The sequence below is a fragment of the Streptomyces sp. NPDC003247 genome (assembly GCF_042888135.1).
Taxonomy (GTDB): domain Bacteria; phylum Actinomycetota; class Actinomycetes; order Streptomycetales; family Streptomycetaceae; genus Streptomyces.
Map to the genome: position 1 here is coordinate 78,716 of NZ_JBIAPF010000002.1, position 12,590 is coordinate 91,305.

11 protein-coding genes are annotated in these 12,590 nt (G+C 72.8%); 4 read left to right on the plus strand and 7 right to left on the minus strand.

Annotation, left to right across the window (positions count from 1 at the left end; all coding sequences use genetic code 11):
* The first annotated feature begins 20 nt into the window (after positions 1-20).
* Positions 21-677, plus strand: coding sequence for a TetR/AcrR family transcriptional regulator (locus ACFYWQ_RS05260; RefSeq protein WP_389513016.1), 657 nt, complete (start codon positions 21-23; stop codon positions 675-677).
* A 93-nt stretch (positions 678-770) separates the two neighbouring features.
* Here the strand turns inward: ACFYWQ_RS05260 and ACFYWQ_RS05265 are convergent, their stop codons facing one another.
* A complete protein-coding gene (locus tag ACFYWQ_RS05265) occupies positions 771-1,670 on the minus strand; it encodes a MaoC family dehydratase (protein ID WP_389513018.1) in 900 nt (299 codons plus the stop codon).
* On the minus strand, positions 1,670-3,310 hold the full coding sequence (locus ACFYWQ_RS05270) for a 3-oxoacyl-ACP reductase (RefSeq protein ID WP_389513020.1): 1,641 nt from the start codon (positions 3,308-3,310) through the stop codon (positions 1,670-1,672). Before ACFYWQ_RS05270 ends, ACFYWQ_RS05265 begins: the two co-directional genes overlap by 1 nt.
* Positions 3,311-3,428: 118 nt before the next feature.
* Between ACFYWQ_RS05270 and ACFYWQ_RS05275 the strand changes: the two genes are divergently transcribed.
* The gene (locus tag ACFYWQ_RS05275; protein ID WP_389513022.1) at positions 3,429-4,718 is read left to right on the plus strand and encodes an acetyl-CoA C-acetyltransferase; all 1,290 of its coding nucleotides are present in this window, start codon (positions 3,429-3,431) and stop codon (positions 4,716-4,718) included.
* Between the two features lie 222 nt (positions 4,719-4,940).
* Positions 4,941-6,857: an AMP-dependent synthetase/ligase gene (locus ACFYWQ_RS05280; protein WP_389513024.1), complete on the plus strand. Its 1,917-nt coding sequence runs from the start codon at positions 4,941-4,943 to the stop codon at positions 6,855-6,857.
* A 344-nt stretch (positions 6,858-7,201) separates the two neighbouring features.
* On the opposite strand, the gene ACFYWQ_RS05285 is transcribed toward ACFYWQ_RS05280, so the two are convergent.
* On the minus strand, positions 7,202-7,486 hold the full coding sequence (locus ACFYWQ_RS05285; RefSeq protein WP_389513026.1) for a DUF397 domain-containing protein: 285 nt from the start codon (positions 7,484-7,486) through the stop codon (positions 7,202-7,204).
* Positions 7,483-8,346 (minus strand): helix-turn-helix domain-containing protein, encoded by an 864-nt coding sequence (locus tag ACFYWQ_RS05290; RefSeq protein ID WP_389513028.1) that lies wholly within the window; start codon positions 8,344-8,346, stop codon positions 7,483-7,485. Before ACFYWQ_RS05290 ends, ACFYWQ_RS05285 begins: the two co-directional genes overlap by 4 nt.
* 129 nt (positions 8,347-8,475) lie before the next feature.
* Here ACFYWQ_RS05290 and ACFYWQ_RS05295 point away from each other — a divergent pair, with 129 nt between their 5' ends.
* Entirely contained in the window at positions 8,476-8,907 is a 432-nt protein-coding gene (locus ACFYWQ_RS05295) for an ATP-binding protein (protein ID WP_389513030.1), read from the plus strand.
* Positions 8,908-8,915: 8 nt separating this feature from the next.
* On the opposite strand, the gene efeU is transcribed toward ACFYWQ_RS05295, so the two are convergent.
* Genes efeU through efeO form a run of 3 tightly spaced genes read right to left on the minus strand, consistent with a single transcriptional unit; the run spans position 8,916 to position 12,344 of the window.
* A complete protein-coding gene (gene efeU, locus ACFYWQ_RS05300) occupies positions 8,916-9,791 on the minus strand; it encodes an iron uptake transporter permease EfeU (protein WP_389513032.1) in 876 nt (291 codons plus the stop codon).
* A 4-nt stretch (positions 9,792-9,795) separates the two neighbouring features.
* Positions 9,796-11,172, minus strand: a complete 1,377-nt coding sequence (gene efeB / locus ACFYWQ_RS05305) for an iron uptake transporter deferrochelatase/peroxidase subunit (RefSeq protein ID WP_389513034.1) — start codon at positions 11,170-11,172, stop codon at positions 9,796-9,798.
* A gap of 35 nt (positions 11,173-11,207) precedes the next feature.
* Positions 11,208-12,344 (minus strand): iron uptake system protein EfeO, encoded by a 1,137-nt coding sequence (efeO, locus tag ACFYWQ_RS05310; protein ID WP_389513036.1) that lies wholly within the window; start codon positions 12,342-12,344, stop codon positions 11,208-11,210.
* Between the last annotated feature and the right edge of the window lie 246 nt (positions 12,345-12,590).

A 12,590-nucleotide genomic window follows, 5' to 3' on the forward strand; every position in this document is an offset into this window, starting at 1 on the left:
GGCCGAACTACGCTGACCCCATGGGTGCCGTGAAGACCAAGCGGATGCCGCGTGCGGTCCGTGAGCAGCAGATGCTGGACGCAGCCGTGGAGATCTTCGGGCGGCGGGGGTACATGGCCGCGTCGATGGACGAGATCGCCGAACTGGCAGGCGTGTCCAAGCCGTTGGTCTACCTGTACCTGAACTCCAAGGAAGACCTCTTCACCGCCTGCATCCGGCGCGAGGCCACGGCGCTGCTGGAGGCGGTGCGCGCGGGCGTCCACCCCGACCTGCCAGCCGACCGGCGGCTCTGGGACGGCCTGCTGGCCTTCTTCGCGCACACCGGGCGGCACCCGCACGCCTGGTCCGTGCTGCACCTCCAGGCCCGTACCCACGGTGAGCCCTTCGCCGGCGAGGTCGCCGCGATGCGCGCGGAGATCGTCGCGTTCGTGACGCGGTTGATCGCCGTCGCCGCCCGCGAGGCCCACCGGGACCCCGACCTCCCCGAGCACGAGGTCGCCGGTCTCGCCGAGGCCCTGGTCGGCGCCGCCGAGTCGCTCGCCGCCTGGGCCAACACCACCGAGGGTGTCACGGCGCGGCAGGCGGCGGCGACCCTGATGAACTTCGCCTGGGCGGGACTGGGCGACCTGATGGCCGGCCGCCCCTGGTCACCGCCGGAGGACCCGCCGCTCGACTGAGAGGTCCGCTCGGTGGAGAAGTTCGTTCGGTTGAGAGTCCGTACGCCTGAGGAGTCCGTACGCCTGAGGGATCCGCTCGGCCGAGAAGTCCGCTCAGCCGAGGGGATCCACCCGTCCGCTCACGTGGACCCGGTTCCCGCCGCCGCCCTCCCGCAGTTCGAAGCGGTTGCCGTCGGCCGCGAAGAACACCGTCCCGGGCAGCAGCACCGGCGCCCGGAACTCCACGTGGATCCGCGCCGCCTCCGGGGTGCCGTGGGCGGCGAGGCAGCGTGCCGCGGTCCACATGCCGTGGGCGATGGCGCGCGGGAAGCCGAAGAGGCGCGCGGTGAGCGGGTGCAGGTGGATGGGGTTCCGGTCACCGGAGACGGCACCGTAGCGGCGGCCCACATCGGCACCGAGCCGCCACTCGTCGAGAACGGGCGGCACTTCGGCCCCCGGCCCGCGCCCCCCGGACGCCGCCCCGTCCCGGTCCCTGTTCCCGTCCGCGGAGGGGGAAGCCCCTTGGGTGCGGTGCCGTGCCAGATACGTGCTGTGGGACTCCCACACCACCTCGCCCCCGTCCCGCAGGGTGGTGACGACGGTGGCCTCGGTGCCGCGGCGGTGCGGGGCCAGGGAGTCGACGTGGACGGCGAGTTCGTGGTCGCCGGTGGCCCGCAGCGGCCGGTGGCGGGTGATGCCGATCGACGTGTGGACGAGGCCGAGGAGGGGCAGCGGGAAGTCCCGGTCGCTCATCAGCCGCATCGCCAGCGGGAAGCCGAGGACGTGCGGATAGGTGACCGGCAGGCAGTCCTCGCCGGTGGGGAACCCGCAGACCCGCTCGTAGGCGGCGAGCCGGGCCAGGTCGACGCGCAGGCCGGGCAGCACCAGACGGGTGCGCGGGTGGCCGGCGTCCGGGCGGGGGCGCTTGAAGGGCGACAGGAGCGCGCCCCGGGCCAGCAGCGGCGTGAGGGCGGGCGGGCTCGTCAGGGTCCGCCCGCTCGTCGGGGTCCGCATCACGCCCCCAGCAGGCTCTGGCCGCACACCCGCACGACCTGGCCGTTGACGGCCTGGGAGGCCGGGTGGGCGAGCCAGGCCGTGGTCTCGGCGACGTCGACGGGCAGCCCGCCCTGGGCGAGGGAGTTCATCCGGCGCCCCGCCTCCCGGATGAACAGCGGCACCGCCGCCGTCATCCGCGTCTCGATGAAGCCCGGCGCGACCGCGTTCACCGTCACGCCGTGCCCGGCGAGCGCGCGCGGCGCGAGGGCCCGGACCAGCCCGGCGATGCCCGCCTTGCTCGCGCCGTAGTTCGTCTGGCCCGCGTTGCCCGCGAGCCCGGCGATGGAGGCGGTCGCCACGATCCGCCCGCCGGGCCGCAGGGCGCCCTTGGCGAGCAGGGCGTCGGTGGTCCGCAGCACGCTCGCCAGGTTGACGTCGAGGACCTGGCTCCAGCGCTCGGCCGGCATGTTGACCAGCCGGCGGTCGCGGGTGACGCCCGCGTTGTGGACGAGGACGTCCAGCCCGTCGGGGAGCGCGGCGGCGATGCGCTCGCCCGCGTCGGCGGACGTCATGTCGAGGGAGAGGGCGAACGCGCCGCCGCCGAGCCGTTCGGCGACCCGGCGGGCGTCGGACTCGGCCTGCGGCACGTCGAGGACGACGACCCGGGCGCCGTCCCGCGCCAGGGCCTGGGCGACCGCCTCGCCGATGCCGCGCGCGGCGCCGGTGACGAGGGCGGTCCGGCCGGCGAGGGGGCGCTCCCAGTCGACGGGGCCCTCGGCGCGCTGTCCGCTCGTCTCGACGACCTGGCCGCTGACGTACGCGGACTTGGGGGAGAGGAGGAAGCGCAGGGTGGACTCGGCGGCGGCCGCGTCGGTCAGCCGCAGCAGGTTGACGGTCCTGCCCCGGCCGATCTCCTTGCCCAGGGAGCGGGTGAAGCCCTCCAGGGCCTGCTGGACGGCGGCCTGGTGGTGGTCGTCGGGGTCGAGCGGCGCGCCCAGCACCACGACCCGTCCGCTCGCCGCGACCGACCGGACGACCGGGTGCAGGGCCGCGTGCACCTCGGCGAGCGTCTCGACGTCGCGTACGCCGGTGGCGTCGAGGACGACGGCCACCGGGTTTCCGGACCCGGCCGTCGGGTTTCCGGACCCGGCCACCGGGTTTCCGGACCCGGCCACCGGGTTCCCGGTCCCGGCCGTCGGGTTCCCGGTCCCGGCTGCCGGGTTCCCGGTCCCGGCTGCCGGGTTCCCGGTCCCGGCCGTCGGGTCGGAGGAACCGGCCGTCGGCTCCGTGGACCCGGCCGTCGGGCCGGAAGAGCCGGCCGACACGCCGGAGGAGTCGGCCACCGGCCCCGAGGAGCCGGCCGACAAGCCTGAGGAGTCGGCCACCGGGCCCGCGGACCCCGGCGCGAGCCCGGCCGCGGACCCCGCCGAGAGCCCGGCCGCGGACCCCGCCGCGGACCCGACCGTCAGCCCCGTCCGGGCCAGGACCGGCGCGAGGTCAAGGGCGGACGGGCCCGCCGTGAGGTGCAGCAGGGGGCCGTCGAGGGACGGGTGCTCCGGTGACCAGCGCCTGAGCGCCGCCGGCTGGGGGAGGCCCAGTCGGCGGGTGAGGAAGCGGCCGGGTGCGGTGGCGGTGAAGCTCAGGTAGCGGTCGGCCACGTTCGTCTCCTTGTGGTTCCAGGTGGTTCCAGGTGGGTCCCGGGTGCTGCGCCAAGTCCTTACTTTGGAGTAAGGTTACCGGTGGTAAGCCTAGAGTAGTGGTGAGGAGCAGGTCGAGATGACAACCGTGCAACGGCCGGAGGGGGTCCGCCGCGTCGCGATCATCGGCGGCAGCCGTGTCCCGTTCGCGCGCTCCGACGGCCCGTACGCCACCGCCTCCAACCAGGAGATGCTCACGGCGGCGGTGGACGGCCTGGCCGCCCGGTACGGGCTCGACGGGCCCGGCGCCGTGGGCGAGCTGGTGGCCGGCGCCGTCCTCAAGCACAGCCGCGACTTCAACCTCGCCCGCGAGACCGTCCTCGGCTCGCGGCTGGACGCGCGCACCCCGGCCTACGACATCCAGCAGGCCTGCGGGACGGGCCTCCAGGCCGTGATCGCCGCCGCCAACAAGATCGCCCTCGGCCAGACCGACTCGGCCGTGGCGGGCGGCGCCGACACCGCGAGCGACGCCCCGCTGGGCGTCAACGACCGCCTGCGCCGCATCCTGTTGGAGGCGCGGCGGGCCAAGTCGGCCGGTGCCCGACTGAAGGCCCTCGCCCGCGTCCGCCCCTCCCACCTGGTCCCCGACATCCCCCGCAACGCCGAGCCGCGCACCGGCCTGTCCATGGGCGAGCACGCGGCGGTCACCGCCCGCGCCTGGGGCATCGGCCGCGCGGCCCAGGACGAACTCGCGGCCGCCAGCCACCGCCGGCTGGCGGCCGCCTACGACCGCGGCCTCTTCGAGGACCTCGTCGTCCCTTTCCGCGGCCTGGCCCGCGACCAGAACCTGCGCCCCGACTCGACGGTGGAGAAACTGGCCCGCCTCAAGCCGGTGTTCGGCCTCGACGCGCCCGACCCGACGATGACGGCCGGCAACTCCACCCCGCTCACCGACGGCGCCGCCGTGGTCCTCCTCGCCTCCGAGGAGTGGGCGCAGGCGCGCGGCCTCGAACCGCTGGCCTACCTGACCGCCTACGAGACGGCGGCCGTGGACTTCGTCCGCGGTGACGTCGCCGACGGCGAGGACGGACTGCTGATGGCCCCCGCGTACGCCGTGCCGCGCATGCTGGAGCGGGCCGGACTCGGCATCGAGGACTTCGACCTGGTCGAGATCCACGAGGCGTTCGCCTCCCAGGTGCTGGCCACGCTGGCGGCCTGGGAGAAGCGGGGGCTGGCGCCGGTGGACCGGGAACGCCTGAACGTGGCCGGCTCGTCCCTCGCGACCGGCCACCCCTTCGCGGCGACCGGCGCCCGGATCGTCGCCACCCTCGCGAAGCTGCTCGCCGGACGCGAGGGCCCCGCACGCGGGCTGATCTCGGTGTGCGCGGCGGGCGGCCAGGGGGTGACGGCTGTCCTGGAACGCCCCTGACCTGCATACTTGAGGGTAAGTCAGATAACCGCCGAGGATGCACAGCCCCGACTCCGGAACACCTTCGAACCCGCACAGCCTCCACACGACAACGCCGTACGATCTCCATCCTGACCGGGCGTGATCCCTCAGTTCCGGGGAGCGACCGGTCGACGCCTCGGTGCGCGAGGCCGTACGTCATGCAGGGGCGGTTCCCGTCGCTGCGCGCCCAGGGAGCCGCCCGTGTCCACCCCGTACACCCGTTCCAGCGATTACGACGACGCTCCGCCCGCCCTGGTGGCGCCCGAGACGCGGCGGCTGGACGGCGTCGTGCGGGAGGCGGCCGTACCGGCCTTCGCGCGCCCGGTGACCCACGGGTCGCTCGCCGACCTGCCCTTCGAGAACGCGGACGCGGCCCCGCACACGGTGGTCCTCAGCCGCCGGGGACAGGACGGCGACCGGTGGACGGACGTGACGGCCGAGAGGTTCGCGGCGCAGGTGCACGCCGTCGCGAAGGGGCTGATAGCCGAGGGCCTGGTGCCGGGCGACCGGATCGCCGTCATGGCCCGGACCCGGTACGAGTGGACGCTGCTCGACTTCGCCGCCTGGGCCGCCGGCCTGGTCACCGTGCCCGTCTACCCCACCTCCTCCGTCTTCCAGACCCGCTGGATCCTCCAGGACTCCGGCGCCGTCGCCCTGATCACGGAGACCCTCGGCCAGGCCGCCGCCATCGGCCCCGAACGCGACCGGCTGCCCGACCTGCGCCACGTGTGGGTGATGGAGAAGGGCCACGTCGAGACCCTCGCCGAGATCGGCGGCCAGGTCCCCGACGCCGAGGTCGACGTCCGCCGGGGCGTCCTCGGCCCCGACACCCTCGCCACCCTCATCTACACCTCCGGCACCACCGGCCGGCCCAAGGGCTGCGCGCTCACCCACGGCAACTTCCTCGCCGAGGTCGACAACGCGATCGAACTCCTCTACCCGGTCTTCAAGTCGTCCACCGACGACCTCTCCGTCCTCCTCTTCCTGCCGATGTCGCACGTCTTCGGCCGGATGGTCGCCGTCGCCTGCGTCCGCGCCCGCGTCCGCCTCGGCCACGCCCCGAGCCTGAAACCCGCCGAACTCCTCCCGGACATGGCCGCGTTCAAGCCCACCTGCCTCCTGGCGATCCCGTACATGCTGGAGAAGGTCTTCAACACGGCCCGCGCGAAGGCGGAGGCGGGCGGCCGGCTCACCTCCTTCGACCGCGCCGTGAACACGGCCGTCCGCTACGGCGAGGCCGTCGAGGCCCAGAAGACCGGCACCGGACACGGCCCCGGCGCCACCCTCCGCGCGGCCCGCTCCTTCTACGACCCGCTGGTCTACCGCCGCATCCGCAACGCCATGGGCGGCCGCGTCCGCCACGCCATCTGCGGCGGCTCCCCGCTCGGCCGCCGCCTGGGCGCGTTCTACCTGGGCGCCGGCATCGAGATCTACGAGGGCTACGGCCTGACCGAGACCACGGGCGCCTCCACGGTCACCCCGCCGCAGAAACCCCGCCTGGGCACCGTGGGCTGGCCCCTGCCCGGCACGAAGATCCGCATCGCCTCCGACGGCGAGATCCTCATCGCCGGCGGCCACGTCCTGCGCGGCTACTGGGACCCGGCGGCCGGCGGAGTCGTCCCCGCCGCCCCCGACGGCTGGCTCGCCACCGGCGACCTCGGCGAACTCGACGACGAGGGCTACCTGACCATCACCGGCCGCAAGAAGGAGATGCTCATCACGGCGGGCGGCAAGAGCGTCGCCCCCGCCCCGCTGGAGAACTGGCTGCGCTCCCACCCCCTGATCTCCCAGGCCATGGTCCTCGGCGACGGCCGCCCCTACGTCTCCGCCCTGCTCACCCTCGACCCCGACGGCCTCACCCACTGGCGCCAGATGAACGGCAAGCACCCCGTCCCGGCGAAGCTGCTGATCGGCGACGAGGAGTTGGAGGCCGTGCTCCAGCGGGCGATCGACGAGGCGAACAAGCTGGTGTCCCGCCCCGAGTCGATCCGCCGCTTCGCCGTCCTCCCGCACGACTTCACGGAGGCCGGGGGCCACCTCACGCCGTCGATGAAGCTACGGCGTGAGGCGATCATGCGGGACTTCGCCGTGGAGGTGGAGGGGTTGTACCCGCGGTGATGCGCTCGGGCGGGAAGGCCCGGGGCACCTGGATTCTGCCCCCCTGCTGACGACGTGGCCGTCGGGGCCGCCCGCTTCCCGGCCAGTGTCGTGCCTCCACGAGCCGAGTAAAGGGCGCTCCGCGTCGGCTGCGCCGATCGGCCTGCGGCCGACCCTTGACTCGGCTCGTTCCGGCACGGGAGAGAAGCGAGCGGGCGGCCGGGAGAGGCGGGGGCCGGGGTCGGCCGCCCCTTACGTACGTCGTGGGGTGAGCCGGTGACGGGGGCGCGTCTGCAACGTGGCGGCACGCCGTCCAGGCTCAGCGGCTGCGGCCCGGCCGGTGGGGAGGTGTGGTGCAGTGGGGTTCACGTGTGAACGGCTGCTGCCGGGTCTCCTTCCGGGGAGGTGCCGCCCCCGAGGGTGGATGTGAACGCAGCCCAGGAGAGGGGGGAGAGGGTGAGGTGGGGCCCGTCGGGGCTCTTGGAGTCGCGGATGTGGATGGTGTGGGGGCAGTCGGCCACTTCGAGGCATTCGCCGCCTTCGCCATCGCTGTACGTCGACTTGCGCCAGGTGTAGGCGGCTTCCAGGCATTCGCCGCCCTCGCCGCCGCTGTGGCTGGACTTGAACCAGTTGAGTTCTTGGCTGCTCACAACTCCCCCAGCTTCTTTTCGATCAGTGCCCGGGACTCCGTGGGCGCGAGTGCCATCGCCCGCATGATCCCATAGCGGTCAACGATCGTCCGGACCTCTTCCGGGTCGGTGATCAGACGGGGGTAACCCTGTACCTCCGTGTACGCCACCTGAGGGTGTTTCTTCGGGGTCAGCAGGTTGAATCCACCGTCCATGTTGGGGTGATCCGCGATACCGGTCGGCATCACCTGGAGCTCTACGTTCCGCAATCCGCTGATGCGGAACAACTGCTGCAACTGGGCCTCGCGGACGGCCCGGCCTCCGATCGGCCGATCCAGGATGACTTCTTCCAGGACGAAACTGCACATCGGTGCGGGCCACTTGTCGAGGAGCTGCTGGCGTGACAGTCGGTCCGCGATGCGCTTCTCGATGGTCTCCTCGTCGAGGAGCGGCCGTCGACGGGAGAACACCGCCCGCGCGTAGTCCTCGGTCTGCAACAGGCCTGGCACGCCTTGATTGGCGTAGAAGTGCAGCTCTCGTGCCTCAGCCTCCAAGGCTGCGTAGCTCCGGTACCACTCCGGATGCCGAGTCCGAACCTTGCCCACCGCCTCCCGCACCTCGGGAATGGCGTCCGCGAGCATGCCCCCGGCGTCCAGCAGTTCGTCCGCCTTCTCCAGCACCTCCGGCCGGATGAGCCGTACCCCGCGCTCCATGGAGGAGATGGCGTCGGGCCCGTACCCCACCAACTGCCCGAACTCCTTCTGCGTCAGCCCCTTCCGCTCGCGCAGCCGCTTCAGCATCTTGCCGAGGGCGGTGAACAGTCCCGTCGTCCCGTCGGCCTCCGCCGGTGTCTCCGGCCGCCGCTCGCGTTCGTCCGTCACGCCACTCCGCCTTCCGTCTCGCTGGTCACGCCGACACCACGTACGCCCGCGCGACCGTAGCCGTACCGCTACGGAGAGTCGCCAGGTCGCCCCTGGCCAGCGTAGATACAACCGGCCAGGCTCGGTGAGGTGAACAGCAGAATCTCCCCCCAGATCTCCATCCCTCTCGGCGAACTGACCCTGCGGCTCAGCTCCACACCACGCGGGGCCCGCCTGGCCCGGCGGCTCACGGTGCAGCAGCTCGACGCCTGGGGCCACCCGCACGACACGGAGGTGAGCGAGAACGCCCAGCACGTGGTCGCGGAGCTGGCCGCCAACGCCGTCACGCACGGCCGGGTGCAGGGACGGGACTTCGGTCTACGGCTCCTGCTGCTCCCGGAAGGCGTGCTGCGGGTGGAGGTGAGCGACGAGCGGGCGGACCGGGGCCTGCGGATCGTGCCGGGCTCCGAGGAAGCGGAGGGCGGCAGGGGCCTCGTCCTGGTCGCCGTCCTGGCCCGGACGTGGGGCGTCACCGAGCGGGAGACCGGCAAGACGGTGTGGGCGGAGCTCCCCCTCAGCTGAACGGGTGCTCAGGCCTGCGGAGCCTCCGAGGCCTGGGGTGCTGCCTGGGCGTCGGAGGCCTGTGCCTTCCCCCTCCCGGAGGCGAAGCCGACCGGGGCGAGGAACAGCGCGAGCGTCGGGACCAGGTACACGAGCCACGCCGTGCACTGGAGGACCGTGGGGTCGGGCTGGAAGTTGAGGACGCCCTTGAGCAGGGTGCCGTACCAGCTGTCCGGCGGGATCGTGCCGCTGATGTCGAAGGCCACGCTGGTCAGGCCGGGGACGATGTCGGCCTCCTGGAGGTCGTGGACGCCGTACGCGAGCACGCCCGCCGCGACCACGACGAGCATCCCGCCGGTCCAGGTGAAGAACTTGGAGAGGTTGATCTTCAGCGCGCCCCGGTAGAACAGCCAGCCCAGCAGGACGGCGGTGGCCAGGCCCAGGGCGACGCCGATCAGCGGGCGCGGGGTGCCGTCACCGGCCGCGTGCACCGACGCCCACACGAACAGCGCGGTCTCCAGGCCCTCCCGGCCCACCGCGAGGAAGGCGGTCGCGACCAGCGCGCCGGTGCCCATCACCAGGGCCGCGTCCAGCTTGCCGTGCAGCTCGGTCCGCAGATGGCGGGCGGTGCGCCGCATCCAGAAGACCATCCACGTCACCAGGCCCACCGCGACGATCGACAGCGAGCCGCCGAGCGCCTCCTGCGCCTGGAACGTCAGCTCCTGGGAGCCGTACTCCAGGACGCAGCCGAAGCCGAGGGCGAGGGCGATCGCGATGCCGATGCCCGTCCAGATCGGCCGCAGGGCGTCCCGGCGGCCGGTCTTGACCAGGTAGGCGACCAGGATGCAGACGACGAGGCTGGCCTCCAGCCCCTCGCGCAGACCGATCAGGTAGTTGGAGAACACGGATCTACGCCTCCTCGGAGAACAGCGTCCGGCCCCACCAGTCGCTCGCGTCGCGAACGCCGGGCGGGATCGCGAAGACCGCCGAACCCACGTGCTGGATGTACTCGTTGAGCGCGTCGGACGCCGAGAGCCGGCGCTGAAGCGGGATGAAGCCCTTGCGCGGGTCGCGCTGGTAGGCCAGGAAGAACAGACCGGCGTCCAGCCGTCCGAGGCCGTCGGTGCCGTCGGTGAAGGAGTAGCCCCGGCGCAGGATGGTGATGCCGTCGTTGGAGTCGGGGTGGGCGAGCCGCACGTGCGCGTCGGGTTTCATCGCCTTCAGGAACGGGGCGTCGTGCTCCCCGGCCTTGCCGACCGGCGCGCCCTCGCCCTTGTCGCGGCCGAAGACGTCCTCCTGCTCCTGCAACGACGTACGGTCCCAGACCTCGATGTTCATCCGGATGCGCCGGGCGACCAGGTACGAGCCGCCCGCCATCCAGCCGTCGTGCGCGCCGCCGTCCCCGTCGCCGACCCACACGTACTTCTTCAGCCGGGCCGTCTCGGTCCCCGCGATGTTGCGCGTCCCGTCCTTGAACCCGAACAGGTTGCGGGGGGTCTGGGCGTCGGGGGTCGTCGACGAGGTCTTGCCGAAGCCGAGCTGGGACCAGCGGACGGCGACCTTGCCGAAGCCGATGCGGGCCAGGTTGCGGATGGCGTGCACGGCGACCTGCGGGTCGTCGGCGCACGCCTGGACGCACAGGTCGCCGCCGGTGCGGGACTTCTCCAGGTTGTCGCCGGGGAACCTGGGCAGGTCGACGAGGGCCCCGGGCCGCTTGCCGGCGAGGTCGAACCGCTCGAAGAGGGAGGGGCCGAAGCCGAGGGTCAGCGTCAGCCGGGACGGGCTGAGACCCAGCGCCTCGCCGGTGTCGTCCGGCGGCGCCTCGGCGAGTCCGCCGTAGGCGCCGTCACCGACCGCCTCGCCGGCCGTCATCCGCCGCGCGGCCGCCGTCCAGTCCTTGAGCAACCGCACGAACTCCGCGCGGTCCTCGGTCTTCACGTCGAACGCGGCGAAATGCAGCCGGTCCTGCACCGCGGTGGCGATCCCCGCCTGGTGCGTGCCGTGGAAGGCGGCCGGGCCGCCGGTGTCGGCCGGGTCGCCGTCGTCACCGGCGCGGGCCACGACCGCCGCGCCGCCGGCCGCGGCGGCACCGAGCGCGAGGCCGGCACCGCCCCAGCCGATGAGCGCGCGGCGGGTGGGCGCCGCCTCGGCCCGCACCGGCCCGGAGACGGCCGGGCCTTCGGCTCCGGGCGGCCCGTCCTCACGGTCCCGGCCGTCCTGGCGGACGCGGGGCTCCTCGCTGTCCACGCTGTCCTGGCTGCTCTGCCCGTCCTGGCTGTGCGTCATGGCCGCGGTCCGTTCCTCAGGTCGCCTCGGTCCCGCTACTTCACGACGGCGGCGGCCAGCTTGGACAGCGGCTCGGCGAGCGCGTTGACCGCGTCCGACAGCTCCTTGCGGTCGTCCGCGCCGACCTTGTCGTAGGAGGTGAAGTCGTACGAGCTCGTGCTCGGGCGGTACTGGTCGAGCAGGGCGGTCAGCGTGGCGAACTGCTTGTCCAGCTCGGTGGTCAGCGCGGTGTCGTTCTTCTTGGCGACGGGCTTGAGCAGCTCGTACGCCTTCTGCGCGCCCTCGACGTTGGCCTTGAAGTCGACCAGGTCGGTGTGCGAGTAGCGGTCCTCCTCACCGGTGACCTTTCCGGTGGCGACCTCGTCGAGGAGCTCCTTGGCGCCGTTGGCCATGGAGGTCGGGGTGATCTCGGCCTTGCCGACCCGGTTCTGCCAGTCCTCCAGGTCGGTCACCAGCTGGTCGGCGAGGGTCTTCTCGGCGGCGCCGATCTTCTTGTCCTGCCACAGGGCCTTCTCCAGCCGGTGCCAGCCGGTCCACTCCTGGCCCTCTTCCAGACCGTCGGCGCGGGTGTCGACCTTGGGGTCGATGTCGCCGAAGGACTCGGCGACCGGCTCGGTGCGCTCCCAGCCGATGCGGGAGGGCGCGTACGCCTTCTTCGCGGCGGCCAGGTCGCCGTCCTTGATCGCCTGAGCGAACGTCTCGACCTCGGGCAGCGTGGCGTCGGCCTGCTCCTGCGCGTACTTGCGGTAGGCGGCGACGGCCGTGTCCAGCTGGGGGTCGCGCTGGGCGACCGTGCCACCGGTGACGGTCAGCTTCTGCCGTACGCCGTCGCCCTTCATGCCCGGACGGCAGGCGATCTCGTACGAGCCGGCCTTGACCTCGGCGGTCAGCGTGTACTTGGTGCCGGGGCCGATGTTCTCCTTCTCCGACACGATCCGGTCGTCCGGGAAGAGGATCTCGACCTCGGTCGCCTTGGAGCCCTTGTTCTGGATCTGGAGGGTGACCTGCCCGGCCGGAACGGACTTCGTGGAGGTGGTGCACGTCGAATCGGCGGCGGTGACCTGGATGACGCCACTGCCCTCGGCGTCGGCCTTCTGGGTACAGCCCGTGACGGTGGCCAGGGCCGCCGCGGTGGCGGCGGCGGTGACGACGGAGAGGCGGACGGCTCGCATCAGGGCTCCAGGGCAGCGGGGGAGAACGGCGCGGACGCCGAACGGCGGCCCGTCCGGCATGGTGAGGCTGCCCTAACTTAACCGAGGATTACCTCGGTCATACCTACCGGAGTCGTGATTCGTCTCTCACGGAGGACCCACTGTCATGGCTTGATATCGACGGCGGAAAGTCGACCCCAAGGGCCGGTCAAGTGATGGTCAACGCGCCGGTGTCGACCGCCGACCGTCGACCGAGTGGATGTGGCC